The sequence below is a fragment of the Streptomyces sp. NPDC043876 genome, assembly GCF_056435825.1.
The window spans coordinates 817260-842031 of the sequence record NZ_JBWKDV010000001.1 but is presented as its reverse complement, the minus strand read 5'-3'; the positions used below and the strand labels follow the sequence as shown (position 1 = coordinate 842031).

The 24772-nt window shown below is 74.0% G+C and carries 26 protein-coding genes; 10 read left to right on the top strand and 16 right to left on the bottom strand.

Features of this window, described 5'->3' with window-relative positions:
* Positions 1-20: 20 nt before the first annotated feature.
* Positions 21-1025 carry an RNA polymerase sigma factor SigJ gene (sigJ, locus tag AC0693_RS04160; RefSeq protein ID WP_478800906.1) on the bottom strand — a complete coding sequence of 335 codons (1005 nt, stop codon included), beginning with the start codon at positions 1023-1025 and terminating at the stop codon, positions 21-23.
* 89 nt (positions 1026-1114) lie between these two features.
* On the opposite strand from sigJ, the gene AC0693_RS04155 reads away from it, so the two are divergent.
* Positions 1115-1540 carry a hypothetical protein gene (locus tag AC0693_RS04155; RefSeq protein WP_478800905.1) on the top strand — a complete coding sequence of 142 codons (426 nt, stop codon included), beginning with the start codon at positions 1115-1117 and terminating at the stop codon, positions 1538-1540.
* On the opposite strand, the gene AC0693_RS04150 is transcribed toward AC0693_RS04155, so the two are convergent.
* Entirely contained in the window at positions 1530-2153 is a 624-nt protein-coding gene (locus AC0693_RS04150; protein ID WP_478800997.1) for a flavin reductase family protein, read from the bottom strand. The genes AC0693_RS04155 and AC0693_RS04150 overlap by 11 nt on opposite strands.
* Positions 2154-3254: 1101 nt before the next feature.
* Here AC0693_RS04150 and AC0693_RS04145 point away from each other — a divergent pair.
* On the top strand, positions 3255-4034 hold the full coding sequence (locus tag AC0693_RS04145; protein WP_468469170.1) for a VOC family protein: 780 nt from the start codon (positions 3255-3257) through the stop codon (positions 4032-4034).
* A gap of 32 nt (positions 4035-4066) precedes the next feature.
* Here AC0693_RS04145 and AC0693_RS04140 read toward each other — a convergent pair whose 3' ends face one another.
* From AC0693_RS04140 to AC0693_RS04130, 3 genes are all read right to left on the bottom strand, one after another.
* Complete coding sequence (locus AC0693_RS04140; protein ID WP_478800996.1) at positions 4067-4789, bottom strand: enoyl-CoA hydratase/isomerase family protein; 723 nt, start codon at positions 4787-4789, stop codon at positions 4067-4069.
* Between the two features lie 99 nt (positions 4790-4888).
* Positions 4889-7132 (bottom strand): acetate--CoA ligase family protein, encoded by a 2244-nt coding sequence (locus tag AC0693_RS04135; protein ID WP_478800904.1) that lies wholly within the window; start codon positions 7130-7132, stop codon positions 4889-4891.
* 219 nt (positions 7133-7351) lie between these two features.
* Complete coding sequence (locus AC0693_RS04130) at positions 7352-8554, bottom strand: flavin-containing monooxygenase (RefSeq protein ID WP_478800903.1); 1203 nt, start codon at positions 8552-8554, stop codon at positions 7352-7354.
* A gap of 192 nt (positions 8555-8746) precedes the next feature.
* Here AC0693_RS04130 and AC0693_RS04125 point away from each other — a divergent pair, with 192 nt between their 5' ends.
* Together AC0693_RS04125 and AC0693_RS04120 are read left to right on the top strand one after the other, a co-directional pair.
* Positions 8747-9199, top strand: coding sequence for a DoxX family protein (locus AC0693_RS04125; protein ID WP_478800902.1), 453 nt, complete (start codon positions 8747-8749; stop codon positions 9197-9199).
* A complete protein-coding gene (locus AC0693_RS04120; RefSeq protein ID WP_478800901.1) occupies positions 9196-9681 on the top strand; it encodes a Zn-ribbon domain-containing OB-fold protein in 486 nt (161 codons plus the stop codon). The genes AC0693_RS04125 and AC0693_RS04120 overlap by 4 nt, the downstream gene beginning before the upstream one ends.
* Here the strand turns inward: AC0693_RS04120 and AC0693_RS04115 are convergent.
* The 4 genes from AC0693_RS04115 to AC0693_RS04100 form a co-directional block, all read right to left on the bottom strand.
* Positions 9669-10268, bottom strand: coding sequence for a TetR/AcrR family transcriptional regulator (locus AC0693_RS04115; RefSeq protein ID WP_478800900.1), 600 nt, complete (start codon positions 10266-10268; stop codon positions 9669-9671). The genes AC0693_RS04120 and AC0693_RS04115 overlap by 13 nt on opposite strands.
* Positions 10268-10639, bottom strand: coding sequence for a DUF1304 domain-containing protein (locus AC0693_RS04110; protein ID WP_478800899.1), 372 nt, complete (start codon positions 10637-10639; stop codon positions 10268-10270). Before AC0693_RS04110 ends, AC0693_RS04115 begins: the two co-directional genes overlap by 1 nt.
* An 87-nt stretch (positions 10640-10726) precedes the next feature.
* Entirely contained in the window at positions 10727-11416 is a 690-nt protein-coding gene (locus tag AC0693_RS04105) for a pyridoxine/pyridoxamine 5'-phosphate oxidase (RefSeq protein ID WP_478800898.1), read from the bottom strand.
* Positions 11417-11730: 314 nt separating this feature from the next.
* Entirely contained in the window at positions 11731-12948 is a 1218-nt protein-coding gene (locus AC0693_RS04100; RefSeq protein WP_478800897.1) for a thiolase C-terminal domain-containing protein, read from the bottom strand.
* A gap of 123 nt (positions 12949-13071) precedes the next feature.
* On the opposite strand from AC0693_RS04100, the gene AC0693_RS04095 reads away from it, so the two are divergent.
* Both AC0693_RS04095 and AC0693_RS04090 read left to right on the top strand, forming a co-directional pair.
* Positions 13072-14286 (top strand): acyl-CoA dehydrogenase family protein, encoded by a 1215-nt coding sequence (locus AC0693_RS04095; RefSeq protein ID WP_469332952.1) that lies wholly within the window; start codon positions 13072-13074, stop codon positions 14284-14286.
* Positions 14286-14765 carry a nitroreductase family deazaflavin-dependent oxidoreductase gene (locus tag AC0693_RS04090; RefSeq protein WP_469320435.1) on the top strand — a complete coding sequence of 160 codons (480 nt, stop codon included), beginning with the start codon at positions 14286-14288 and terminating at the stop codon, positions 14763-14765. Before AC0693_RS04095 ends, AC0693_RS04090 begins: the two co-directional genes overlap by 1 nt.
* A gap of 123 nt (positions 14766-14888) precedes the next feature.
* Here AC0693_RS04090 and AC0693_RS04085 read toward each other — a convergent pair whose 3' ends face one another.
* Entirely contained in the window at positions 14889-15536 is a 648-nt protein-coding gene (locus AC0693_RS04085) for a TetR family transcriptional regulator (protein WP_356411391.1), read from the bottom strand.
* A gap of 340 nt (positions 15537-15876) precedes the next feature.
* Between AC0693_RS04085 and kbpA the strand changes: the two genes are divergently transcribed.
* From kbpA to AC0693_RS04070, 3 genes are all read left to right on the top strand, one after another.
* On the top strand, positions 15877-16659 hold the full coding sequence (gene kbpA, locus AC0693_RS04080) for an AfsK-binding protein KbpA (protein ID WP_478740423.1): 783 nt from the start codon (positions 15877-15879) through the stop codon (positions 16657-16659).
* A 259-nt stretch (positions 16660-16918) separates the two neighbouring features.
* A complete protein-coding gene (afsK, locus tag AC0693_RS04075; RefSeq protein WP_478800896.1) occupies positions 16919-19411 on the top strand; it encodes a protein serine/threonine kinase AfsK in 2493 nt (830 codons plus the stop codon).
* Positions 19412-19501: 90 nt separating this feature from the next.
* Entirely contained in the window at positions 19502-19996 is a 495-nt protein-coding gene (locus AC0693_RS04070; protein WP_469320433.1) for a peptidylprolyl isomerase, read from the top strand.
* Between the two features lie 84 nt (positions 19997-20080).
* Here AC0693_RS04070 and AC0693_RS04065 read toward each other — a convergent pair whose 3' ends face one another.
* From AC0693_RS04065 to AC0693_RS04055, 3 genes are all read right to left on the bottom strand, one after another.
* Entirely contained in the window at positions 20081-20551 is a 471-nt protein-coding gene (locus tag AC0693_RS04065; protein WP_469320432.1) for an SUKH-3 domain-containing protein, read from the bottom strand.
* A 140-nt stretch (positions 20552-20691) separates the two neighbouring features.
* Complete coding sequence (locus AC0693_RS04060) at positions 20692-21162, bottom strand: SUKH-3 domain-containing protein (protein ID WP_478800895.1); 471 nt, start codon at positions 21160-21162, stop codon at positions 20692-20694.
* 35 nt (positions 21163-21197) lie between these two features.
* Positions 21198-21689 carry a hypothetical protein gene (locus AC0693_RS04055; protein WP_469320430.1) on the bottom strand — a complete coding sequence of 164 codons (492 nt, stop codon included), beginning with the start codon at positions 21687-21689 and terminating at the stop codon, positions 21198-21200.
* A 140-nt stretch (positions 21690-21829) separates the two neighbouring features.
* Here AC0693_RS04055 and AC0693_RS04050 point away from each other — a divergent pair, with 140 nt between their 5' ends.
* On the top strand, positions 21830-22306 hold the full coding sequence (locus AC0693_RS04050) for a hypothetical protein (protein ID WP_356411405.1): 477 nt from the start codon (positions 21830-21832) through the stop codon (positions 22304-22306).
* A 17-nt stretch (positions 22307-22323) separates the two neighbouring features.
* Here the strand turns inward: AC0693_RS04050 and AC0693_RS04045 are convergent, their stop codons facing one another.
* The 3 genes from AC0693_RS04045 to AC0693_RS04035 all read right to left on the bottom strand — a co-directional run bounded on the left by AC0693_RS04045 (position 22324) and on the right by AC0693_RS04035 (position 24768).
* Positions 22324-23100: an enoyl-CoA hydratase/isomerase family protein gene (locus tag AC0693_RS04045; RefSeq protein WP_478800894.1), complete on the bottom strand. Its 777-nt coding sequence runs from the start codon at positions 23098-23100 to the stop codon at positions 22324-22326.
* Entirely contained in the window at positions 23097-23528 is a 432-nt protein-coding gene (locus AC0693_RS04040) for a Zn-ribbon domain-containing OB-fold protein (RefSeq protein ID WP_356411514.1), read from the bottom strand. Before AC0693_RS04040 ends, AC0693_RS04045 begins: the two co-directional genes overlap by 4 nt.
* A gap of 88 nt (positions 23529-23616) precedes the next feature.
* Positions 23617-24768: a lipid-transfer protein gene (locus AC0693_RS04035; protein ID WP_469320428.1), complete on the bottom strand. Its 1152-nt coding sequence runs from the start codon at positions 24766-24768 to the stop codon at positions 23617-23619.
* Between the last annotated feature and the right edge of the window lie 4 nt (positions 24769-24772).

The window sequence follows — 24772 nt, the reverse complement described above, 5'->3', positions numbered from 1 at the left end:
CGGTGGCGGCGTCCTTCGGACTACTCGGGCGGGGTGCCGGTGCGGGTGCCGGTGCCGGTGCTGAAGTCCGTGCCCGTGCCGGTGGGCGGGGTGGGCGCGGTGGGCGCGGTCCGGTCGTTCCACGGGCGGAGCTTGTCGGGGTTGCGGACCGCCCAGATGCCGGTGACGCGGCCGTCCGCGAGGCCGAAGGCGGCGACGGTGACGGTGGCGCCGCCGTGCCGGGCGACCAGGCCGGGGCGGCCGTTGACCGTCCGCTCCAGGAGGGTCAGGCCGGGGGCCCGGTCGGCCAGGTGGATCAGGTAGGCGGCGATGCGCTCGCCGCCCTCGACCGGGCGCAGCGCCGCGCCCACCAGACCGCCGCCGTCGGCGGTCATCGTGGCGGCCGGGTCCAGCAGATTGACCAGGGCCGCGATGTCCTTGGCCTCCCAGGCCTCCTTGAAATGCCTCACCAGGGCGGCCTGTTCGGCCTCGGGGGGCGGGAGGGTACGGACCGTACGGACGCGGCCGCGGGCCGAGGACGCCAGCCGGCGGCAGGCCGCGGGCGTCCGGCCGACGATCCCGGCGATCTCGCCGAAGGGGTAGCGGAAGACGTCGTGCAGGACGAACGCCACGCGCTCGGCCGGGGTCATCGACTCCAGTACGACGAGGAAGGCCATGGTCACCGACTCGTCGAGGGCGACCCGGTCCGCGGGGTCACCGGGCCCGGGCTCCCACTCCGTACGGCCGGGCAGCGGCTCCGGCAGCCACGCGCCGACGTACCGCTCGCGCCGGACCCGCGCCGAGCCGAGCACGTCCAGGCAGATGCGGGCGACCACGGTCGACAGCCAGGCGCCGGGCCTCTCGATGGCCTGCCTGCGCCCTGCGGACATCGCGTACCAGCGGGCGTACGCCTCCTGCACGGCGTCCTCGGCCTCGGTCACCGAACCGAGCAGCCGGTAGGCGAGACCGGTGAGCTGCCGCCGCTCCCCGTCGACCGCGCCGGCCGCGCGGACCGCGGCAGTGGTACCCGTCGTGGCGCCGGCCATGGTGTCGCCTCACATTTCGGTGGCCCGCGTCGTCGGACCACCGAGAGGCTACCGACCGGGCGCCGCGAGGCGGAACAGGAGACCACACGATGGGCACACGGACGACGCCGGAGACGACGGCAGCGGGGAAGGCAGGCGGGGTGAGGTTCGTACAGGTCGCAATATCCCTGCAGACCGTAGCCATCTTCTTCCAGGCGGCCACCGCCGGGCTGCTGCTGACCTCCGTACACGGCGAACTGCTGCACGGGGTCGGCGCGCGAGTCATGTACGGCGCGTCGATGCTGTACGTGCTCGCCGCGATCCTGGCGTGGCGGCCGGGCGGCGGCTCGCCGCGGCCCGTCCTGTACGCGACGGGCTTCCTCGTCCTCGCCTCGGCGCAGGTCCTGCTCGGCATCGCGCGCGTGGCCTCGCTCCACGTCCCGCTGGGCGTGCTGATGTTCGGGCTGAGCGTGCTGGCGCTGGCCCGGGAGTACTTCACCCGCCCGGCGGGCCGGGGCGGGCGGGTCAGCCGCTGAGGCGGCCGAACCGTCCCTTGTGGAAGAGCAGCGGGCCGTCCTCGCCCGCCGCGCCCATCGCCTCGACGCGGCCGACGACGATCAGGTGGTCGCCGCCGGTGTGCACGGCGTGGATGCGGCAGTCGATCCACGCCGGTACGGCGTCCAGCTGCGGCGAACCGGTGACGGGGGCCGGGCGGTGGCCGACCCCGGCGAACTTGTCGGCGCCGCTCACGGCGAACGCCCGGCAGAGCAGCCCCTGTTCGGCGCCGAGGATGTTGACGCAGAACACCCCGGCGCGGGCGATCCGCGGCCAGGTGGTCGACGTGCGGGCCACCATGAAGGTCACCAGCGGCGGGTCGAGGGAGAGCGAGGCGAAGGACTGGCAGGCGAACCCGGCCGGGGAGCCCTCCCCCTCGGCCGCGGGGGCCGTGATGACCGTGACCCCGCTCGCGAAGTTGCCCATGATGGACCGGAACTCCGCCGGATCGATGGGCGCCCGCTCGTCCTCGCCCACGGCCCGGAGCTCGGGACGCGGATGCGCGTCGACGACTGCGGGCGAGGCGGCGGATCCCGGCTGCCCGGCGGACCTGAGGTATCGGACGACGGCGGCCGCCATCCCTGCGTGTCCCATCACGCAACCGATTGAACCTGACGGTATGTCAGATGGGAAGGGGAGCGGCTCCGCCGCTCGTGGGTAGGTTTCGAGCGTCGGGGTCGGTGATGCTCCGGGGGCTGCCCGTCAGTTCCACTGTCTTCCCGTGCCGGGGCGTCCCGTCAAGAGCGCTCCCTGCGGTCGCGTCGCTTCGCGATGGCCTGCGGCCACCCTTGACATGCCACCCCGTCCCGGAAAGCCAAGAACTGTCGGGCCGCCCCCGGGGGGAGGCAGGGGGGAGGGTGGCCGTTGCCTGGGGCCCGGCGCCCGGCCGCAGGCCGAGTGGGGCCGATACGCCGCCCTTTGGGCGGAAAGAGCGCCCCTAATCGCTACGCGCTCCTCCGAGAGAAGCGTCTGCGAGCTGCGTGGGGCTGAGACTTCGGTCAGATGGGTGTTGGTCCGGGTCTGGTGGCCGTCCGCCCCAAAAGTCGAGATCAAAAGCCCACAAAAGGGGCATTTTGTGCGGTTGTTCGGAGTCGACGGCTGCTTGACCCGAGTGGACTCTCGTCTAGCCGAGCTTTGAGCCCCGCCGCGCCCCTCACCAGCCCAAAACATGCCGCAGACGCCTCCTCGGAGGAGCGCGTAGCGATTGAGTGCGTTCTTGCCGCCCGCAGGGCGGGGCATGGGCCCCATTCGACCTTCGGCCGGGCGCCGGGCCTCAGGCAACGGGGACCCTCCCCCCTGCCTCCCCCCGGGGGCGGCCCGACAGTTCTTGGCTTTTCGGGACGGGGTGGCATGTCAAGAGTGGCCGCAGGCCATCGCGAAGCGACGCGACCGCAGGGAGCGCTCTTGACGGGACGCCCCGGCACGGGAAGACAGTGGAACTGACGGGCAGCCCCCGGAGCATCACCGACCCCGGACGCACGAAGCGCGGCCCATGAGCGGCGAAGCCGCTCCCCCAGTACCCCCGCCCGGGTGAAAGCAGCCAGGTGGGGCGGGGGTGGGCGGCGTGGGCGGGGCTCGGGCGTGTAGTCGTACCTACGCGTGGCCCTCGTAACCCCGTAGCCCAGCCCGTAGCCCCGTAGCCCAGCCCGTAGCCCCAGTACCCCTCACCCCGGAACCCCACCACAGGAGGAACACATGCTCGGTACGGACTTCCGCACCGGATCGCCCAACTGGATCGACCTCGGCAGCCCGGACATTCCCCGGGCCGCGGCCTTCTACCGTGCGGTGTTCGGCTGGGAGTTCCAGCTGCTCGGGCCCGAGACCGGCGGGTACGGGTTCTTCCAGGTGGACGGGAAGACGGTCGCCGCCGTCGGCGAGCTGAATCCGGGCGCGACCTCCGCGTGGACCGTGTACTTCCAGACCGACGACATGGACGCGACCACCCGGGCGGTGCGGGACGGCGGCGGCGCCGTGCGCGTCGAGCCGATGGACGTCATGGGTGAGGGGTGGCTCGCGCAGTACACCGACCAGCAGGGCGCCGACTTCGCCGTCTGGAAGCCGAACAAGACGCCCGGGCTGGGCCTCGCCTCCGCCGACAACTCCGTCTGCTGGGTGGAGCTGCACGTCGCCGACCCGCTCGCGGCCGTCGAGTTCTACCGCGGCCTGTTCGGCTGGCGCTCCGCAGAGATGGACGCGCCCGGGATGACCTACCGGGTGGTGAGCATCGCCGACGGCGACCAGCAGGAAGGGTCCTTCGGCGGGGTGGCGCCGCTGATGGAGGGGGAGACGAACGCGCGCTGGGTGCCGTACTTCGCCGTCGCCGACGTCGACGCCGTGGTGGACACCGCGCGCACCAGCGGCGGCACGGTGCTGATGCCCGGCGCGGACGTGCCGGACGTGGGCCGCATCGCGTGGCTGGCGGACCCGAGCGGCGCCGTCTTCGCGCTGCTCAAGCCCAATCCCCGCCAGGCCTGATCCCCGCCCGCCTCGATATAACGGCGGACGGCTCACACCCCCCGGTACTTCGGGGTGCGGCGTTCCACGAAGCTCGCCACGCCCTCGGTCGCGTCCGCCGTCGTCATGTTGATCTCCTGGGCGCTGGCTTCGGCCGCCAGGGAGGCGGCGCGGTCGCCGTCCAGGGAGGCGTTGACCAGCTGCTTGGTCAGGGCCAGGGCCCGGGTCGGGCCCTGGGCCAGGCGCTGCGCCCATTCACGGGCGGTGGTTTCCAGGGCGTCGGCCGGGACGACCCGGTTGACCAGGCCGAGGCGCTCCGCCTCGGCCGCGGGCAGGGCGTCGCCGAAGAACATCAGCTCCTTCGCCTTCTGCGGGCCCACCAGGCGGGGGAGCAGGTACGCCCCGCCGCCGTCCGGGACCAGGCCGCGGCGTACGAAGACCTCGATGAAGCGGGCCGAGTCCGCGGCCAGCACCAGGTCGCAGGCGAAGGCGAGGTGGGCGCCGATCCCGGCGGCCGTGCCGTTGACCGCCGCGATGACCGGCTTCTCGCAGTCCATGACGGACGTGATGAACCGCTGCGCGCCGCGCCGGATCATGCGGGCGACGTCGCCCGCGACCCGTTCGCCGGCCGGGGCGGGGGAGCCGCGCAGGTCGGCGCCCGCGCAGAAGCCCTTGCCGGTGGCGGTGATGACGACGGCGCGGACGGCCGGGTCGGCCGAGGCGTCGGCGAGCAGGGCCATGATGTGCTCGCGCTGGTCCCAGGTGAGGGCGTTCATGGCCTCGGGGCGGTTCAGCGTGATCCACGAGACGGCGTTCTCGGTGCGGTGCAGGACCTCGTCCTTGACCTCGTCCACAGGGTTCCTCGCTCCAGGGCGTCAGCGGCAGATGGCCAGTGCGTCCAGGGCCACGGCGCCCTGGCCGCGGGGGAGGACCATGAGGGGGTTGATGTCGAGCTCGGAGAGTTCGCCGCCCAGCTCCAGGGCCATCCGCTGGACCCGCAGGACGACCTCGACCAGCGCTTCGACGTCGGCGGGCGGGGCGCCCCGTACGCCCTCCAGCAGGGCGTGCCCGCGGAGTTCGCCGAGCATGGCGCGGGCCTGGTCCTCGCCGAAGGGCGGGACGCGGACGGCGGTGTCGTTGAGGATCTCGACGAGGACGCCGCCCAGGCCGACGGTGACGGTGGGGCCGAAGAGGTCGTCCTGGGTGACGCCGACGACCATCTCGACGCCCTTCTCGACCATCTGGCAGACGAGGACGCCGTCGAGCGGGACGTTCTCGTAGCGGGCGATGTCGGTCAGCTCGCGGTAGGCGTCGCGTATCTGGCTGGCGGAGGTCAGGCCGACCTTGACCAGGCCCAGTTCGCTCTTGTGGGCGAGCTGCGGGCCGGAGGCCTTCATCACCACCGGGTACCCGACCAGCGCCGCCGCGCGGACGGCGGCCGCGGCGCTGGTGACCAGCTGTTCGCGCGGGACGCGGATGCCGTAGGCGCGCAGCAGCTGCTTCGCGGCGTGCTCGCTGAGCTGCTGGCCGGGGCGCATGAGGGCCTGGGCCTTGCGGTACGAAGGGGACGGCGTCCGGGGTGCCTCGTCGAAGGGGGAGCGATAGGCGGCGGTGAAGCGGTGGTGGCCGAGGTAGGCCCGTACGGCGGTGATGCAGTTGCCGAAGGTGCGGAAGGTGGCCACGCGGGAGGAGCCGAGGAGGGTGGTGCGGTAGGCCTCTTCGGTGCCGACGGGGGAGCCCCAGATGACGCAGATGAGCTTGTCGCTCTCTTCGGCGGCGTCGACGAGGTCCTGGGCGAGCTTGTCGCTCATCGGCGGGAAGGGGCCGGTGATGGGGCAGATGAGGACGCCGACGGCCGGGTCGGCCAGGATCGCGTCGATGATCTTGCGGCCGCGCCAGTCGCCCACGGGGTGGCCGCCGTTGTCGACGGGGTTGGCGACGTTCAGGTACTCCGGGATCCACTGGTGGAGTTCGTCCTGCTTGGCGCGGCTGAGGGTGGGCAGGCAGAGGCCGGCCTCGGTGGCGAGGTCGGAGAAGTGGGCGCCCGTGCCGCCGGAGATGGAGTAGACGACGACGCCGTCGGCGACCGGCTTGCGCGCCCGGGCCAACAGGGCGGCGGTGTCCTGGAGTTCGTCGAGTCCGTCGACGCGGATCACGCCGAACTGGCGCATCGCCGCGTCCACGACCCGGTCGGCGCCGGTGAGCTTGCCGGTGTGGGAGGCGGCCATGCGGGCGCCGGTCTCGGTGCGGCCGACTTTGACGGCGACGACGGGGACGCCGTTGCGCGCGGCCCGGTCGGCGGCGAGCAGGAAGGACCGGCCGTCCTTGAGCCCCTCGACGTAGCAGGCGATCGCCCCGACCTCGGGCCGTTCGGCGAAGTAGGAGATGAAGTCGGAGGTCTCCAGGTCGGCCTCGTTGCCCGTCGGCGCCCAGTGGGAGAGGCGGATGCCCAGCTCCTGGAGGGTGTAGACGGGGCGGCCCTGGTGGCCGGACTGGGTGATCAATGCGATCGCCGGGCCGTCGAGGTCGTCGCGGAACGCCTCGAAGGCGTTGAGGTTGGTGTTCGGCCCGAGCAGGCGCAGCCCGGAGCGCTGAACGGCGGCGGTGAGCCGGGCCTGGGCGGCGGCGCCCGCGTCGCCCGTCTCGGCGAAGCCGGAGGCGAAGGCGACGGCGAACTTCACCTTGCACTCGGCGAGTTCCTCGATGACGGGCAGCGGGTCGGCGACGAGCAGGACCGCCAGGTCGACCTGTTCGGGCAGGTCGGCGACGCAGGCGTGGCAGGTCAGGCCGAAGACGCCGGCGCGGGTGGGGTGCACGGGGTGCAGGCGGGCGCCGACGCGGTCCGCCCAGGCGATGAGCTGGCGGGTGATGCCGGTGTTGGGGCGGCCTTCGGCGTCGGAGGCGCCGATGACGGCGACGGACTCGGGGCGGAAGAACCGGTCCAGGTCCGGCACGTCGGCGTGCAGCGGCCGGCCGCTGACGTCGACGGGGGCGGCCGGGCCGGCGCCTTCCGCCGCGGGGGCCGCCGTGGAGTGGACGGCGTTCCTGGGGGTCTCCCCGCAGGCTTCGACCCGGGCGCGGAAGTGAGTGGTGAGGGTGCCGTGAGTAGATCCAAGCATCGTTCCGCCCGCTTCCCGCTCGATGACTGACTCGATGGCCGCGTCGGTGACGGGCCCGTCACCGCGCGGTGCGCGGTGACCGTCGAGTAACTGACACTTGGTCAGGTTACTGAACTGACGGGCCGTCAGGAACAGGGCTGCGCAGGAAAGCTGGTGGGTGGGTTTGGTGAAGGCGCCGGGCGCGGCGGGCGGGGCCGGACCGGCGGCCCGGGAGACGCCCTAGTGACCTGAGGCGAGGTGGCGCGGGAGGGCTTTGGCGATCTTTTCGGCGTCCAGGGCCAGCTCCCGCAGCATTCCACTGATGGGGTTGGTGAAACCGGTGAAATACAGCCCCGGGGCCGAAACGGGGCTACGGCCGCCGCGCGCCAGCGGGCGCCCGCGCCCGTCGAGCACGCCGAGGTGGCCGACCAGCCCCTCCAGGGCGCGGCGGTAGCCGGTGGCCGCGATCACCGCGTCCGGGGTGATCCGGGACCCGTCCGCGAGGACCACCGCCGCGCCGTCGAAGGACTCGACCGCCGGGACCGGTACGACCGTGCGCGCGCGCACCGCGTCGATCAGGCCGACGTCCTGGACCGGGATCGCGCCCTCGCGGACCCGGCTGTAGAGGCCGGTCGCGGGGCGGGGGAGCCCGTACGCCGACAGGTCCGGCACCGACGCCTTCGCGACCAGGGCGCCCAGCCGGTCGACCAGGCGGACGGGGAGGCGGCGCACCAGGATGCCGGTGCGCTGGGCGGGCCAGCCCGCGGTGGAGCGGCGCACGATGTGCGGGGCGGTGCGGACGGAGAGGCGGACGGCCTGCGCGGCCCGGCCGCCGGCCCCGCCCTCGGTGAGGTCCACGGCGATCTCCGCGCCCGTGTTGCCGGCGCCGACGACCAGGACGTCGAGGCCGGCGAAGGGGGCGGCGCGGCGGTAGTCGCTCGCGTGCAGCAGCCGGCCGGTGTACGTGTCCCGGCCCGGCCAGTCGGGGAGTTCGGGGGTGTGGTTGAAGCCGGTGGCGACGACCACGGCGGCGGCGGCCAGTTCGCGGCCGCCGGTGGCGTGCAGGGTCCAGCCGGGTGCGCCGCCCTCCTCGGCCGCCCGGTCGATGCGGGTGACCTCCACGCCGGTGATGATCTCCAGCTCGTGGTACTCGGCGTACTTCTCCAGGTAGCGCACCACGTCGTCGCGCGAGACCCAGCGCCCGAAGCGGCGCGGGATGCGCAGGCCGGGGAGGCCGGAGAGGCGGCGGGTGGTGTGCAGGTGGAGGCGGTCGTAGTGGCCGCGCCAGGAGGTGGCGACCCCGTCGGACTTCTCGATCACCACGGCCCGGACGCCGCGGGCGCGCAGGGCGGCGGCGACGGCGAGGCCGCCCGGCCCGGCGCCGATCACGTACACGGGGCGGGGCTGGGTCGTCATGTCGGGCTGTGCGGGCGCTCCAGGCATGAGGTGTGAGCGTATCGCCGGGTGCGGCCGGTGGGTCTCGGACGAGGAGGGAATCGGTTGCGGATCGGTCACGGACGGGCCGCGCGCGCCGTGCGCGTGGTGCGGGCTCTTGCGCGAAGGCGGCTCATCCGGTGAACTGACGTACCGTCAGATCAGTTCGTACCGGGTTGACCGAGGGTGAGGGGCTGCCGCATGCAGAGCGTCTGGCTCAGTGGGGCCGAATGGCTCGCCGTGCTCCGGATCGGGCTCGGCCTGTGGTGGCTGGAGAGCTGGCGGCACAAGGACAAGAAGGGCTGGTTCGAGCGGGGTACGGGCATCGCGTGGGTGGCGGACGTCGCGGGCAAACACCGCTGGGGGTTCGTGCGGGGCGGCTTCGACGCGGTGGTGAAACCGCGGCCGAAGGTGATGGCGTACGTCGTCGTCTACGCCGAACTCGCCCTGGGGCTCGGCCTGGTCGCCGGATTCCTCACCCCGGTCGCGCTGGTCGCCGGGCTGCTGCTGAACCTGCTGTACCTGGTGCTGATGATCCACGACTGGGCCGAGCAGGGGCAGAACGCCATGATGGCGCTCATCTCGTTCGTCGCGCTGGTGACGATGAGCTGGCAGGTCTGGTCCCTGGACGCGGCGACGGGACTGTTCCTGTGAGCGGGCCGGGTCCCGCGGGGACCGCACGCTTCGACCTGCCGGAGCCCGACGAGTTCACCCGCCCCTACCGGGACGCTGCGGCCGACGGACGGCTGCTGCTGCGCCACTGCGCCGACTGCGGGCGGACCCACCACTACCCGCGCGAGTTCTGTCCGCACTGCTGGGCGGGCGAGGACCGGGTGACCTGGGAGCCCGCGAGCGGTCGGGCGACCCTCTACACCTGGTCGGTGGTGTACCGCAACGACCTGCCGCCCTTCGGTGCGCGGGTGCCGTACGTCGCGGCCGTGGTCGACCTCGCGGAGGGGCCCCGGATGATGACCGAGGTCGTGGACTGCCCGGCGGAGCGGCTGCGCGTCGGGATGCCGCTGGAGGTGGCCTTCCGGGGGCGGGGGGAAGGGGCGGACGCGGTCGCGGTGGCGGTGTTCCGGCCCGCGGGCGGGGCGGCGGGCGGGCCCGCGGGCGGGCCGGATCAGGTGTCCTGAGGCCGGATCTCGCGCGGGGCGCCGTGGCGGTGCAGGACGATCAGGAGGCGCCACGCGTCGGTCGCCAGGGCCCGCGGGGCGCCGGGCAGCAGGCCGTGCACCCAGTCCGCCAGGACCCCGGTGAAGGTGGCGGCGACCGCGGAGGCGATCAGCTCCGGGGCCGCGCCGCCCACCGCCGTGCGTTCGGCCAGGCTGCGCGCCCGCAGCTCCCGATGCAGGGTGTCGCCCAGCGGGCCGCCGCCCCCCGGGTGCAGCAGGGCGCGGTACAGGTCGCGCCGTACGTCCGCGGCGACGCCTTCGAAGAACGCGGTCAGGGCGGCCGGCGGAGCCGCGGGGTCGGGGGTCCCGCGCCAGGAGTGCAGTGCCTCGACCGCCTCCCGTACCGTCTCGGCGCAGGCGTCGACGGCCAGGTCCTGTACGTCGGTGTAGTGCAGGTAGAACGTGGCCCGCGCGACCCCGGCCCGCCGGACCAGCACCGCCACCGTGATCTCCCGCAGCGGGCGCTCCGCGCACTCCGCGAGCAGCGCCTCGTGCAGCCGCTCCCGGGTGCGCGCGGTGCGGGGGTCCCCGGCGGGCCGCGGGCTCATCAGGCCGCCTGCCCGGTGACGAGGACGGCGGCCAGGGCGAGCCCGCCCGGCAGCGCCTGGGCGAGCAGGATCCGGCGGTTGGCGGTCAGGCCGCCGTACAGCCCGGCGACGACCACGCAGCCGAGGAAGAACACCTGGACGCGGTACCCGGTGGGGTCGGCGGCGATCAGCCCCCAGACCAGGCCGGCGGCGAGGAACCCGTTGTAGAGGCCCTGGTTGGCGGCCAGCGGGGCGGTGGCCTTGGCCATGGCGGCGTCGAAGCCGGAGAGGCTCCGGCCCGGGGCGCGCTCCCAGAGGAACATCTCCAGCACCAGGATGTAGGTGTGGAGCAGTGCGACGAGCCCGACGAGTACCTGTGCGGTGGTGTGCACGGGGTGGCCGTCCCTTCCTCGGTTCACATTCACTTCATGGACAGATGTCCAGATTAAATGGACACCTGTCCACTGTCCAGCGGTGGGTCAGGGCCAGAGCAGCTCGCGGGTCCAGGCGCCGTCGGGTGTGCGGCGGTAGCGCAGCCGGACGTGGCGGCGCTGGGCGTCGCCCTGGAAGAACTCGACCTCGTCGGCGTCCAGCACGTATCGGGTCCAGGTGGGCGCGGGGGCGTCGGGCTCGGCGGCGGCCCGCGCCCATGCGTCGGCGGAGGCGCGGGCCAGTTCGTCCAGGGAGCCGAGCACCTCGCTCTGGTGGCCGGTGAGGGCGGCGGCGAGCGCTCCGCGCGAGCGTACGGAGAGGTCCGCGCGGCTCTCGGCGGCGCCCGCCGCGCCGACCCGGCCGCGGACGCGGACCTGGCGGGCGACGGCGGGCCAGTAGAACCCGAGCGCGGCCTCGGGGTGGGCCGCGAGCTGGCGGCCCTTGGCGCTGGTGGAGTGCGAGGCGAAGTGCCAGCCGGCGGCGTCGGCGCCGTGCAGCATCACGGTGCGGGCGTCGGGGCGGCCGTCGGGGTCGACGGTGGCCAGGGTCATGGTGTGCGGTTCCGGCTGGCCGGCCCGGGCGGCGTGCGTGAACCAGGTGTGGAAGAGGGGGAGGGGGGTGGCGGGGGCCGTGTCCGGGTCGAAGGCGGGGAGGTCGTCCGTGTCCCACACGCGGAGGGAGCGGAGGGTCGTACGGAAGGTGTCTGCGGCGGTGTCATCGGTGGTCACGCGGCCCATGGAACCACCGGGGTGGGCCTCTGCGGGTGCCCCGCGGGCGTTGTGGCCTTGCCCGGGCAAACCCGGCCCGCCCGGCAAACCCAACCTCCCCGGCAAATCCAGCCCGCCCGGCGTTTGAGGGCCCGCCGGAGGCGACGGAGGGTGGCAGGTCGTCGGCCCTCCGGGGGCGCCTCAAACGCCGGCGGGGCTGGGTATGGCAGGGCCGGCCGGGGGTGAAGCCCGCTGGGGTAGGGCAGGGCCGGCCGGGGGCGGATCCGGCCCGCCCGGCGTTTGAGGGCGCGTCCCGGCGGGCCCGGGTGGCGCGGCGCCCCCCGTCAGCGGGACAGGATGACCGTGCCCGAGGAGCAGAACCAGCCGCCCGTGCCCGAGGCGAGGGCGATTTCCGGGAGGCGGTCACTCCGTTTGCGGACCTGGCCCGCCCCCGCCTCGCCGCGCAGCTGGCGGACCGCCTCCACCAGGAGGAAGAGGCCCCGCATCCCCGGATGGCAGGCGGACAGGCCGCCGCCGTCGGTGTTGACCGGGAGGTCGCCGTCCCGCAGCAGGCGGCCCTTCTCCACGAAGGCGCCCCCCTCGCCCTTCGCGCAGAAGCCGAGGTCCTCCAGGGTGACCAGGGTCATGTAGGTGAAGGCGTCGTAGATCTCGGCGACATCGACGTCCGCCGGGGTCACCCCCGCCCGCTCGAAGGCCAGGCGCCCCGAGACGGCCGCCGGGGAGACGGTGAAGTCGTCCCACTCGGACATCGTCGTGTGCGATACGGCCGTCCCGGTGCCGAGGACCCACACCGGCGCCTTCGCCGTGTCGGGTACGAGGTCCTCCGCGACCAGCAGCACCGCGCAGCCGCCGTCCGAGCGGATGCAGCAGTGCAGCTTCGTGAAGGGGTCCGCGATCATGTCGCCGGAGAGGACCTCCTCGACGGTGACGGGGTCGCGGAACATCGCGTCCGGGTTGGTCGCGGCGTTGGCGCGGGCCTGGACGGCCACCTGGGCCAGCTGTTCGAGGGTGGTCCCGTACTCGTGCATGTGGCGCCGCGCCGCCATCGCGTACTTGGCGACCAGCGTGTGCCCGTACGGCACCTCGAACTGCAGCGGCCCGCGCGCGCCGAAGGACAGGTTGGAGGTGCGCCGCCGCGCCTTGATGTCGGCGCGGGCGGTGGACCCGTAGACCAGGAGCACGGCGTTGGCGTGGCCCGCGGCGATGGCGTCGGCGGCGTGGGCCGCCATGACCTCCCAGGTGGCGCCGCCGACCGAGGTGGAGTCCACCCAGGCGGGGCGCAGGCCGAGGTACTCCGCGACCTCGACCGGCGCGAGGGTGCCGAGGCCGGCGGAGGCGAAGCCGTCGATCACCGCGCGGTCCAGGCCGGAGTCGGCCAGCGCGCGGCGGGCGGCCTGGGCGTGCAGGGCGTACGGGGTGGGGCCGTCCACCCGTCCGCAATCCGAGAGGGCGACGCCCGCGACCGCGACCCGGCGGCGGGGGCGGGGGTGCGTCGCGCGGGAGGCGGGTCCGGGCGTGGGGCCGGGCAGGGGTCCAGGCATGGGGCGACGGTACAACTGACGGGCCATCAGTTTCTAGTGGCTGAAGCGGCGGTCGCCCCTCTGTGCATCTGCCGCCCCCCGGCCTAACATGACGGCCCGTCAGATCTGGGGAGGAGCCCGACGATGGACGCCGCCTTCACCGCGGAGCAGGAAGAGATACGCCGCACCCTGCGCGAAATCCTGGGCAAACGCTGCGGTCCGGACGAGGTCAAGGCCGCCGTCCGCACCGACGCCGGATACGACCCGGACCTGTGGCGGCAGCTCGCCCAGGAGCTCGGGCTGCCGGGGATCGCCCTCCCCGAGGAGTACGGGGGCGTCGGCTGCGCCCCCGCCGACCTGGCCCTGGCCTGCGAGGAGACCGGGCGGGCGCTGCTTCCCTCGCCGCTGCTGGCCACCGTCGTGCTCGCCGCGCCGCTGGTCACCGCGCTGGGCAGCCCGGCCCAGCGCTCCGCCCTGCTGCCCGGCTTCGCCGCGGGCACGCTCACCGCGGCCCTCGCCGTCCCCGGCGCTGCGCTGTCCACCGCGCTCGGTCTGACCGGCGACAACGCCGCCGGTGAGTGGGCGGGCGGCGGCCGGGCCGGAGGGGTGCAGGCCCGCCGCCCCGAGGGGGAGGAGGGCTGGCGGCTGTACGGGGAGGCCGCCCAGGTCCTGGACGGGCACAGCGCGGACGTGCTGCTGGTCGCCGCCCATGCGGGGGGCTTCGCCCGCAGCCGGGCGCTGCTGTTCCTCGTACGGTCGGACGCGCCCGGGCTCGTACGCTCCCGGCAGCCGGCCCTCGACGAGACCCGGCCGCAGGCCCGCGTCCAACTGCGGGACACACCAGCTGAGTTGCTCGGCGAACGCGCGGACGCGGACCCCGCGCAGGCGCTGGCCGCCGCCGGACGCGGCGCGGCCGCCGTCCTCGCCGCCGAGGCGGTCGGCGCGGCCGGACAGGCGCTCGCCCGGACCGTGGACCACGTGTGCACGCGCGAGCAGTTCGGCCGGGCGCTCGGATCGTTCCAGGCGGTCAAGCACCGGCTGGCCGACCTGTACGTCCGGGTGCAGGCCGCGCGCTCGGCCGCCTACTACGCCGCCTGGGACCCGGAACAGGGCGCGCTCGCACTCGCCCAGGCCCTGGAGGCGCTGCGCGTCACCGCAGGGGAGGCCATCCAGCTGCACGGCGGGACCGGCTTCACCTGGGAGCACGACGCGCACCTGTACTTCAAGCGCGCGGCGGCCGACGAACTGCTCTTCGGCCCCGTCCACCGGCTGCGCGCACACGCCGCCGAGCGGGCGGGCCTCTTCACCCCGCGCGGCGGGACCGCCGCGCACGACGACAGCGAAAGGGTGGCCGTCTGATGGCCCCGGCTCCCGGCGTCCGGCTGATGCAGAAGGTCTCCTCGACGCTCCTGTTCGCCAAGATCGCGCCGCACGTCATCCCCGCCCTGGACAAGGCGGTGCACCGGCTGACGCGCGGCAAGGTGATCCTCAGCGCGCAGATGCTGCCCGGCGTGATCCTCACGGCGAAGGGCGCCAAGACGGGTGAGCCGCGCACCACGCCGCTCGCGTGCATGCCGGAGCAGGACGGGGTGAGCTGGATCCTGATCGGGTCGAACTTCGGCCGCCCCGGCCATCCGGCCTGGACGGGCAACCTGATCAGGCACCCCGACGCCGAGGTGAGCTGGAAGGGCCGGGACATCGCCGTACGGGCCCGGTTGCTCCAGGGCGAGGAGCGCGCGGCGGCGTGGCGGGCGGCGCTGGAGTTCTGGCCGCCGTACGCGGCGTACCAGGCGCGCATCGAGCGCGAGATCCGGCTGTTCCGGCTGGAGCGGCGCTGATCGGGCCGGAGCGGGCGGAGCAACGAACGGGAGGGTGAAGGGAGTTGCCGGGCGGGCGCGGGGCCTGCGGGACGGGCGGCGGTGCGATGACCGCCGGGGCGGCGGACCCCGGGGGGTCCGCCGTTACCGGGTGGGCTTCTTGCCGGTGATGCCGAGGTGGACGAGCAGCGCCAGGTTCGGCTTCAGCTCGGCCTGCTTCACGCCCCAGGTCTGGAACCCCTTCTGGTGCGAGGCCACCGCGGCGAGCATCGCGACCAGGGAACCGGCCATCGCGGCAGGGCTGACGTCCTTGTCGACCTTGCCCTTCGCCTGGAGTTCCTTCATCGATTCGGTGAGGGAGTTGGTGACCGAGTTGAGGATCTTCATGCGGATCTTGTAGAAGCGCTTGTCGCCCTCGGCCGCGCCGAGGTCGACGACCCGCAGGATCGCGTCGTTGCGCCGCCAGAAGTCCAGGAATCCCTCGACGAGTTCCTCCGCGGCGGCCCAGCCGGCCTTGCCGACCCAGGCACGGCCCTCGACGAGCGCGGTCAACTGCGCGCCCTCGGTGGCCATTTCCTCGGCGATCTCCAGGACGGCACCTTCCACGTCCGGGAAGTACTGGTAGAAGGTCGCGGGGGAGGTACCGGCCTTGCGGGCGACGTCGATGACCTTGACGTCGCGGTACGGCGAGGAGCTGAGCATCTCGCTGAGGCAGTCGAGCAGCTTCTGCCGCGTCGCCTGACCGCGCCGACCGGCCACGCGGCCGTCGACGGTGCGTACTTGTCCTGTCATGCCGTCAGCTTACCGAGGGGTGATCTGCGCGCGATTCGGCCGCCTGCAAATGGGGTTACGGGGTGCCTGGCCTGCGGGTACCGCGCCCGGGGGGCGAGATCCGGCCGCCCCCGCGCCGCAGGCCCGGCGGGGCGGTCCCGGGCCGGGGCGACCGGGCCCCGGCCGCCGGGCACCTGCCCGGAGGGCGTCCCCCGAATAGTCTTGTCAACAGGGTGTGGACAAGCCGAGGGGGAGATCATGGCGGCAAGGGCAGACTGGATGATGTGCCGCATGCGGCACATCTGCTGCGGTACGGCACCAGACCGTACGGCACCGTAGGAAAACGGAAGGAAGAGGGCCCATGGCCGCATTCTCGGAGGGCACGCCCTGCTGGGTGGACGCCTCCCTTCCGGACGTCGAGGCGGGCAAGCGCTTCTACGGGGAGCTCTTCGGCTGGACCTTCGGGAACAGCGCGGGCGCCACCTACGGCCACTACACGCAGGCCTACCACCGGGGCCGCAACGTCGCCGCCCTCGCCCCCAAGCCCGACGGCCGCATGCCCACCGTCTGGGGCGTCTACCTGCACACCGCCGACGTCTATGCCGCCGCCGCCCGGATCCGCGCGGCGGGCGGCCAGCTGGTGACCAACCCGGTGCCCGTGGGCCCGTACGGCACGGCCGCGATGGCCGCCGACCCCGGCGGCGCCGTCTTCGGGCTCTGGCAGCCCGGCACCCACGACGGCTTCGAGGTCCAGCAGGAGCCGTACTCGTACTGCTGGACCGAGCTGTACACGCGGGCCCGGGACGCCGTCGACGTCTTCTACGCGGACGTCTTCGGGTACGTCGCCCAGGACCAGGACGACGCGGGCACCGACTACCGCACGTGGTCCCCGTCCGGCACCGCCCCCGGCCCGGCCACCGCGGTCATCGGGCGCAGCCTGATCACCGACGCCTTCCCCGAGGCCATGCCCGCGCACTTCCTGGTGTACTTCGCGGTCCCGGACTGCGACGAGGCGGCCCTGACCGTACGCCGTCTGGGTGGCCGGATCACGGCGGATCCCTTCGATACGCCGTACGGCCGGGTCGCGGTCGTCGTCGACGACCAGGGCGCCGTCTTCGCCCTCCTTTCCGAGCCCCGGGACTGACGCGGGACCACAGCGCCGCCGGATCCGGGCCCGATCGGGGCGGACCGGGCGGCGCGCGTCGCCGCACGCGGGGCCCGGTGTGACGCAGCCGGTGCCGGAGCCTCGGCGGAGCCAGGGCCCGGACCCGGCGCGGGCCTGACAGAATCGGGACTGCGCGACCCCCGGGCGGTGTCCGGGAGTGAGACGCTGCACGGGGCCGGCGGGGACGCCGGCGGAAACGGGCCGTCGGAGGTCCGTACGGGGAGGTGTGAGGCGAGTGGTGGAGCAGCTGACGCAGCACGACCCGAGACGGATCGGCCCCTTCGAGGTGCTGGGACGGCTCGGCGCCGGCGGCATGGGGCTGGTCTATCTCGCACGGTCGGCGTCCGGACGCAGGGTCGCGATCAAGACGGTGCGCACCGAACTCGCCGAGGACCAGCTCTTCCGGGTGCGCTTCACCCGCGAGGTCGAGGCCGCGCGCGCCGTGTCCGGCTTCTACACCGCCGCCGTGGTCGACGCCGACCCGCGCGCCGCCGTGCCGTGGCTGGCGACCGCGTACGTCCCGGCGCCCTCGCTGGAGGAGATCGTCAACGAGTGCGGGCCGATGCCCGCCCAGGCCGTACGGTGGCTCGCCGCCGGGATCGCCGAGGCGCTCCAGTCCATCCACGGGGCGGGCCTGGTCCACCGCGACCTGAAGCCGTCGAACGTGCTGGTGGTCGAGGACGGGCCGCGCGTGATCGACTTCGGCATCGCCAGCGGGGTCTCCAACACCCGTCTGACCATGACGAACGTCGCCGTCGGCACCCCCGCCTACATGTCGCCCGAGCAGGCGAAGGACTCGCGGAGCGTCAAGGGGGCCAGCGACGTCTTCTCGCTCGGTTCCACCCTGGTCTTCGCCGCCACCGGACACCCGCCCTACCACGGGGCCAATCCGGTCGAGACGGTCTTCATGCTGCTGCGCGAGGGCCCGAACCTGGAGGGGCTGCCGGACGAGCTGCGGCCGCTGATCGACTCCTGCATGCAGATGGACGCCCTGAACCGGCCGACCCCGGCCGACCTCCAGGCGCAGCTGGCCCCCCACCTCTTCGCGGTGGGCGAGGTCGGCGACGACAGCGGTACCGCCTCGGCCTGGCTGCCCACGCGGGCCGTGGCGATGATCGAGACCCGGCGGGCCGTGGGGCACCGTACGCCCGGCTCCGGTGCCGCGGCGCGCGCCGGCGCGGCAGCCGGCGCGGGTGGCGGTCACGGGCCCGGTGCGGGCGGCCGCGACGGGGCGGGCCGCAGCGCCGGTACGCACCAGCGGCGGCCCACCCCGCCGCGCGGGTCGGACCCCTGGGCCGACCCGCGGACCGGGCAGGCCCCGCCGCCGCGGCCGCAGCATCCGCCGATGGCTCCGCTGCCGGGCGAGCCGGTGCGGCTCGGCGGCTCGTCCGTGCCGATCGGGCCCGGACCGCGGGTGTCCGTGGCGGCCCTGGCGGCTCCCTCGGGCCTGTCCTCCGTGGCCGGCGCGGACTCGGCGACGGGGTGGGTCCGGCCGCCCGGCGGGTCCTCGGCCGCCGCGTCCGTACCGCCGTCGCGGGGGGCCTCCGGCGGGCTGCCGGACACCGCCGGGGTGCCGCGTCCGGGCCCGGGTCCGGACGGCGGCCGCTGGCGGCCGTGGCGCTTCCGCATGTCCAACGAGGTCTGGGGCACGCCCACCGTCGCGGGCGACCTGCTGTACGTCACCTCCTTCGAGGTGCACGCCCTGGACGTGGCGAGCGGCCGCCGCCAGTTCAAGACCCGGGACGTCGCCTGGTCCATGGCCGTCTCGGACGGCCGCATCCACGCCTCCGACGGCCCCTCGCTCTACGCGCTGGACGCCGCCGAGGGCTCGGAGCGCTGGCGCCTGGCCACCGACTCCTGGGTGTACGCGCTGCGCGCCGACCGGGGCACCGTGATCACCGCCACGCGCGGGGGAGGCGTCCAGGCCTGGGAGGCCGCCAACGGCCAGAAGCTGTGGGAGCTGACCGGCGCCCAGACCGACTTCGAGACCCCGGAGGCCGCGCCCGCGCTGCACGACGGCACGGTGTACGTCTGGCAGGACGCGCGGCTGCGCGCGCTGGACGCCCGTACCGGCCGGGAGGCCTGGACGTACCCCGTGGGCGACGCGGCGTCCTGCGGGAACGTGCCCGTCCGCGTCACTCCGGCCGCCGACGGCAACGTCTACGTCGCGGCCGGCTCCCGGGTGCTGTCGGTGGACCGGGCCTCGGGCCGGGTCCACTGGCACTTCGAGGCCCCCGCGGTGTTCACGGCCCCGCCCGCCTTCGCGCCGGGACCGGCGGTGACCGGCGGCGGCGTGTACCTGGTGGACTACCTGGGCACGGTGTACGCGCTGGACGCCACCACCGGCAAGGACCGCTGGCGGATCGCCACCGAGCCCCGCCAGTCCCCGGACCCGGTGATCGTCGCCCACGGCAACGTCCACCTGGGCGCGGGCAGCGCGCTCTACACCCTGGACGCGGTCACCGGCACCCCCAAGTGGCGCTTCGCGGCGGGCGGCGAGATCACCGGTTCCCCGGCGGTCGCCGACGGCCGCGTGCACTTCGGGTCGGCGGACCACTGCCTCTACACGCTGGACGCGGCGGGCGGCCAGCTGCGCTGGAAACTGGCGACGGGCGGGGAGATCACCGGCTCGCCGGTGGCGGAGGCGGGCGTGGTCTACGCGTGCAGCAAGGACCGCTGCGTGTACGCCCTGGACGCGGCGAAGGGGACCGGTACGCGCACGGGCGCCTGACCTGCACGGGTGGCGCCCGCGCGGCGCGCGGGTGACGGACTGCGGCCCCGCCGGGTCGCGCGGCGCACCGGGAGTGACAGGATGGACCCCATGAGCAACGTTTACTTCGACATCAACATCAACGGCGAGGCCGCCGGCCGCATCGTCTTCAACCTCTTCGACGAGGTCGTCCCGAAGACCGCCACGAACTTCCGCGAGCTGGCCACGGGCGTCCACGGCTTCGGCTACGCGGGCTCCGGCTTCCACCGCGTCATCCCCCAGTTCATGCTCCAGGGCGGTGACTTCACCCGCGGTGACGGCACCGGCGGCAAGAGCATCTACGGCGAGAAGTTCGCCGACGAGAACTTCGACCTGAAGCACGACCGCCCGTTCCTGCTGTCGATGGCGAACGCCGGCCGCAACACCAACGGCTCGCAGTTCTTCATCACGACGGTCGTCACCCCGTGGCTGGACGGCAAGCACGTCGTCTTCGGCGAGGTCGTCGAGGGCTCGGACCTGGTCCAGAAGATCGAGTCCCTGGGCTCCCAGTCCGGCGCCACCAGGGCCAAGATCGAGATCGCCGCGTCGGGCGTCGTCGAAAAGTAGTCCCCCGGGGCCCCGAACCCCAGGCACGCCGGCCCCGCCCCCTCGGGGGGCGGGGCCGACGCCGTGGTGCCCGCCCGGCTCCCGTCAGGCGAAGTAGCCGTCCGCGTCCTCCAGCGCCCCGCCCAGCAGGCGGCCGATGGCCTCGTGGGCGTCGGCGCCGGCGAAGTAACTCCCCGTGTGGTGCAGCACGAAAAGGCGTCCTCTCTCGTCGATGAGGAGCAGGGAGCCGTCGAACGTCTCGTAGCCGACGGGGAACACCCCCACGCCGAGGTCGGCGGCCAGAGCGGCCACGTCCTCGCCGCTCTCCTCGTACACCCAGTGCGGGGCGAAGACCAGGGTGGCCGGCGGTTCCCCCGGGACGGCCAGTTCGAGCAGCCCGTACTCCGCGAGGAACGCCACCGCCGCCGGAATGGGCTCGACCGGAAACCCCTCGGCCGCGTACGCGTCGGTGACGACGCGCATCAGCGCGGGCACCCGGTCGCCGATGTCCCGCCCCCGGTACCACCCGGCTCCCGTCAGCGCGGCCTCCACCGGGCCGGGGAAGCGGTCAGGCACCGGGGTCGGCCAGGTCGTCCTGGTCGCCGCGCATCAGGCTGGAGAGGGCTTCGGCTTCGTCTTCGCCGAGGACGTACGGTCCGGTGTGGTGGAGGGGCCGCGCAGCCACGCCTCCACCACGTCCGGCGGTGCGGGGGGCCTCATGCCCCGTCCTCGGCGTCGGGCATGGGGGCGTTCCCGAGGCTGATGAAAGCCGCGTGCTTGTGGGCGCCCATGTACCGGTTGCCGGTCTCGTGCACGTAGAAGAACCGTCCTCGTTCGTCCATGAGGAGGCAGGACCCTTCGGACGTGTCATATCCGATGGGGAACAGCGCGACGCCGAGGGTTTCCGCCAGTTCCGACACCTCCACGGGCTCTCCGTGCCACGTCTTCGCGGGTTCGAAGACGACCGAGTCGCCTCTCCGCCGGCTGATGACCAGGCGGAGCGATCCGTGCTCCGCGAGGAACGCGGTGGCCGTCGGGAGAGGGCGCAGATCGACGCCCTCCTCGCGGTATGCGGCGATCGCCTGAGCGACGAGGTCCTGGACCCGGGGTCCGATGTCCCGGCCCGGGTACCAGCCGTGCCGGCGGAACCACGTGTCCACCTCGGCGGGGGTCGTCAGTTTCGGCACGGTCGGTATTCTCGCCGATCGGGCGGCGCCGGGGGCTACTGGTACGGGTCGCGGGGGTCTTCGTAGCGGTCCGGCTGGTGCGGTGGCAGGGGGGCCGGGCGGTGGCGGGGGCGGCCGCGCATGAGGGCCGCGGCCAGGACCATGAGGGCGCCGCCCGCGAAGGCGTTCGCCACGCCCTGGCCGAGGCCCGTGCCGTCGCCGCCGACCGAGAGGCTGCCCACCGCCTGGCCCTGGCGGACCATCCACAGGACCGTGAAGCCGATCACGACGACCCCCGCGACGGCCATCACCACGCGCGAGCGGAGCACGATCGCGACCAGGGTGAGCAGGGCGGCGACGAGGAACGGCAGCAGGATCGAGGTCATGACCCCGGACTTGCCGGTGGGGTCGATGCCCGCGCCGGAGAAGAGGTCGCCGAGGCGGTAGTCGCGGCCGTGCCGGCCGTCGTACCACGCGCGGAAGGGGCTCCAGAGGGCCGAGGCCGCTCCGATGAGACCCAACAGGGAACCGATTGCGTTGCGGATCAAGGCCCGGCCCTCCGGAAACGGGGGAGTGCGCTGTGGTCCCCGACGCTACGTCGGGTGCGGGCCCGCCGCATGCGGGGTCCGGCAGCCGGGGGAGGGGCCTGGTACCGTGGCGCGCCGTCGTCCAGGGGAGGGAGCGGGCCGTGCTGGCACGTCGTCTGAGGTTCGGGGCCGTCCTGGTCGCCGTGGTGTTCGCGCTGACCGGGTTTTCGACCGGGAAGCACAAGAGCAGCAGCGGCGGGCACGGCTGCTCCAGCTCCAAGTCCACCCACCGGACCAGCACCTCCGGTGGTACCAGCGGCAGCGGCGGCTCCGGGTCCAGCAGTACCCGGACGCCCAGCCCCTCGCCCACCCGGTCCGGACCGCCCGCCCACGCCGTGATCGTCAGCTGCGCGGGCCCCTCGTCGGCCGTCGCCACCGTCCGGGTGACCTCCGACGTCGACACGACCCGTACGGTCAACGTGCCGGTCGTCAGCCTGGCCGCGGGCGTCGCGGGCGAGGACTACGGCTCCGTCCGCGTCACGCTCGCGCCCCGCGAGACCAAGACCGTCAGCGTGCAGATGAACAGCCCGGGCGACGCGGCGAAGGTCCGCAGCTGCCGGGTCGGCCCCATCTCGTAGCGCGGGCCGGCACCTCGCTAGCGGACGCGGAAGTCCGCTCCCGGGCGGCGGGCCGCGAACAGGGCCGCCTGCCGCTCCGGCGGCAGGTTGCCGAGCGCGATCAGGTGCGGCGCCTGGGCCAGGGCCTGGGCCCGCGCCCCCTCCTTGGCCGCCCACAGCGCCCGTACGGTCCCCTGCACGGCCTCCGTCGGGAAGCCGGCCAGGGTCCGCGCGGCCCGCTCCGCCGCCGCCATCAGCTCCGCGGGCTCCGCCAGCTCCGAGACCAGGCCGATCTCGTAGGCCCGGCGCGCGGAGAGCCGTTCGGACGTGCCCATCAGCGACATCCGGGCGACCTCCCCGAAGGGCATCCGCTGCGCCATGTAGATCGCCTCGTACGCGCTGACCATGCCGTAGCTGGTGTGCGGGTCGAAGTACGTCGCGGTGGTCGAGGAGATGATGAACTCCGCCTCGCCCAGCAGGTAGAAGGCGCCCCCGCACGCCATGCCGTTGACGGCGGCGATCACCGGCTTCCACAGGTCGTTGGCCTTGGGCCCGATCGCGGTCATCGGGTCGTCGATCGAGTACGGCGACGCGGGCTGCGGGACCTGCGCCGAGCGGTCGATCCCCGTGCAGAAGGCGGCGGACCCGGCCCCGGTCACCACCACCGCCCGCACATCCTCGTCGAACCGGAACTCCCGCCATAGCGCGCCCAGTTCGGCCGCCGTCTCCAGGTCGACCGCGTTGTGCCGCTCCGGCCGGTCGAGGGTGACGACGGCGACCCCGGCCGCCCCGTCCCGCTCCACGCGCAGGCTCATGACTTCTCCAGCAGCCAGCGCGGCACGCTCACCCCGTCCTGCTCCGTGAACGCCACGTGCACGCGCGCCCCGATCCGCAGCCGCGCCGGATCGAGGGAGTCCAGCGGGGCGTCGGGCGCCGTGACCAGGTTCCCGGCGAGCCGGATGTGCGGGGCGTCGGCCAGTTCGACCAGGATCACGTTGTACGGGGCCTGCGCGGCGTAGGCGGGCAGCAGCGGCGGGTGCGGGCGGACGTACGACCACACGCGCCCCCGGCCGCTCATCAGCCGCCACTCGCTCTCGAAGGACTGGCAGTGCGGGCAGCAGGGGCGGGGCGGGAAGCGGAGCTTGCCGCAGCCGGGGGCGGCGCAGGCCTGGACGCGCAGCTCGCCCCGGGCGGCGTACTCCCAGAACGGCGCGCCGTCCTCGTCGGGGACGGGCAGCAGCAGCCCCTCTGCCGGAGCGGGGGAGGCGGTCGCGGTGGCGGAGGGCAGGGGCGCGGACGCGGCCGCGGAGGCGGTGGTGGTCATGGGGCGGTCAGCTCCTCAGCAGGATCGCGGACGTCGGGACTCCCTCGCCCGCCGTCACCAGGCAGGTCGCGGCGTCCGGCACCTGGGCGGTGGAGATCCCGCGCAGCTGCTTGACGCCTTCGTTGATCAGGTTGAAGCCGTGGACGTAGGCCTCGCTGAGCCCGCCGCCCCCGGTGTTGATGGGCAGGCGGCCGCCGATCTCCAGGGCCCCGCCCTCCGTGTAGGCGGCGCCCTCGCCGCGCCCGCAGAAGCCGTAGCCCTCCAGGGAGAGCGGGATGAGGGGGGTGAAGGCGTCGTAGATCTGGGCGACGTCCACGTCCTGGGGCCCGAAGTCGGCCTGCTTCCACAGGTGCCGGGCGGCGGTCCAGGCGGGGCCGGTCAGCGGGTCGTCGTTCCAGTAGTTGACCATCCCGTGGTGCTGCGCGGGCAGGCCCTGGGCCACGGAATGGACGTACACGGGCTTCTGCCGGCAGTCCCGGGCGCGCTCGGCCGAGACGATCACGCAGGCCAATGCCCCGTCGGTTTCGAGGCAGTTGTCGAAGAGGCACAGCGGTTCGCTGATCATCCGCGCCGTCATGTAGCTCTCGCGGGTCATCGGGCGCTCGTACATCATCGCGGCGGGGTTCTGGTTGGCGCGGTTGCGGCAGGCCAGGGCCACGTTGAAGAGGTGGTCGCGGGTGGCGCCGTACTCGTGCATGTAGCGGCGGGCCAGCATGCCGATCTCGTCGGCCGGGCGCAGCAGGCCGAAGGGGCGGGTCCACTGGCCGGGGGTGGGCAGCTGGACGGTGGTGTTCTTCCAGGGCCGCGGGCCGGAGCCGCGCTTGCGCGAGCGCCAGGCGACGCCGACGCTCGCCTGGCCGGTGGCGACGGCGGCGGCGAGGTGGCCGACGGTGGCGCAGGAACCGCCGCCGCCGAAGCCGACCTTGGAGAAGAAGGTCAGATCACCGGCGCCGATGGCCTTGGCGACCTCGACCTCGTCGGTCTCCTCCATCGTGTAGGAGGCGAAGGCGTCGACCTCGCAGGGGGCTATCCCCGCGTCCGCGAGTGCCGCGAGAATGGCGCGGCAGGCCAACTCCTTCTCGGTCTGCGGCAGTTGTTTGGCGAAGGCGGTCTGCCCGATACCGACTATCGCCGTCGCGTCCTTGAGCGTTGCCGCCATCGCC

Bases quoted from the DNA above. Each gene is read 5' to 3' on its own strand.
- AC0693_RS04135 (WP_478800904.1), bottom strand. From the start codon at position 7,132: ATGCTTGGATCTACTCACGGCACCCTCACCACTCACTTCCGCGCCCGG.
- AC0693_RS04155 (WP_478800905.1), top strand. From the start codon at position 1,115: ATGGGCACACGGACGACGCCGGAGACGACGGCAGCGGGGAAGGCAGGC.
- AC0693_RS04035 (WP_469320428.1), bottom strand. From the start codon at position 24,768: ATGGCGGCAACGCTCAAGGACGCGACGGCGATAGTCGGTATCGGGCAG.
- AC0693_RS04140 (WP_478800996.1), bottom strand. From the start codon at position 4,789: ATGAACGCCCTCACCTGGGACCAGCGCGAGCACATCATGGCCCTGCTC.
- AC0693_RS04105 (WP_478800898.1), bottom strand. From the start codon at position 11,416: ATGGGCCGCGTGACCACCGATGACACCGCCGCAGACACCTTCCGTACG.
- AC0693_RS04100 (WP_478800897.1), bottom strand. From the start codon at position 12,948: ATGCCTGGACCCCTGCCCGGCCCCACGCCCGGACCCGCCTCCCGCGCG.
- AC0693_RS04085 (WP_356411391.1), bottom strand. From the start codon at position 15,536: ATGACAGGACAAGTACGCACCGTCGACGGCCGCGTGGCCGGTCGGCGC.
- AC0693_RS04095 (WP_469332952.1), top strand. From the start codon at position 13,072: ATGGACGCCGCCTTCACCGCGGAGCAGGAAGAGATACGCCGCACCCTG.
- AC0693_RS04070 (WP_469320433.1), top strand. From the start codon at position 19,502: ATGAGCAACGTTTACTTCGACATCAACATCAACGGCGAGGCCGCCGGC.
- AC0693_RS04130 (WP_478800903.1), bottom strand. From the start codon at position 8,554: ATGCCTGGAGCGCCCGCACAGCCCGACATGACGACCCAGCCCCGCCCC.
- sigJ (WP_478800906.1), bottom strand. From the start codon at position 1,025: ATGGCCGGCGCCACGACGGGTACCACTGCCGCGGTCCGCGCGGCCGGC.
- AC0693_RS04090 (WP_469320435.1), top strand. From the start codon at position 14,286: ATGGCCCCGGCTCCCGGCGTCCGGCTGATGCAGAAGGTCTCCTCGACG.
- AC0693_RS04145 (WP_468469170.1), top strand. From the start codon at position 3,255: ATGCTCGGTACGGACTTCCGCACCGGATCGCCCAACTGGATCGACCTC.
- AC0693_RS04045 (WP_478800894.1), bottom strand. From the start codon at position 23,100: ATGAGCCTGCGCGTGGAGCGGGACGGGGCGGCCGGGGTCGCCGTCGTC.
- AC0693_RS04150 (WP_478800997.1), bottom strand. From the start codon at position 2,153: ATGGGACACGCAGGGATGGCGGCCGCCGTCGTCCGATACCTCAGGTCC.
- kbpA (WP_478740423.1), top strand. From the start codon at position 15,877: ATGGCCGCATTCTCGGAGGGCACGCCCTGCTGGGTGGACGCCTCCCTT.
- AC0693_RS04125 (WP_478800902.1), top strand. From the start codon at position 8,747: ATGCAGAGCGTCTGGCTCAGTGGGGCCGAATGGCTCGCCGTGCTCCGG.
- AC0693_RS04115 (WP_478800900.1), bottom strand. From the start codon at position 10,268: ATGAGCCCGCGGCCCGCCGGGGACCCCCGCACCGCGCGCACCCGGGAG.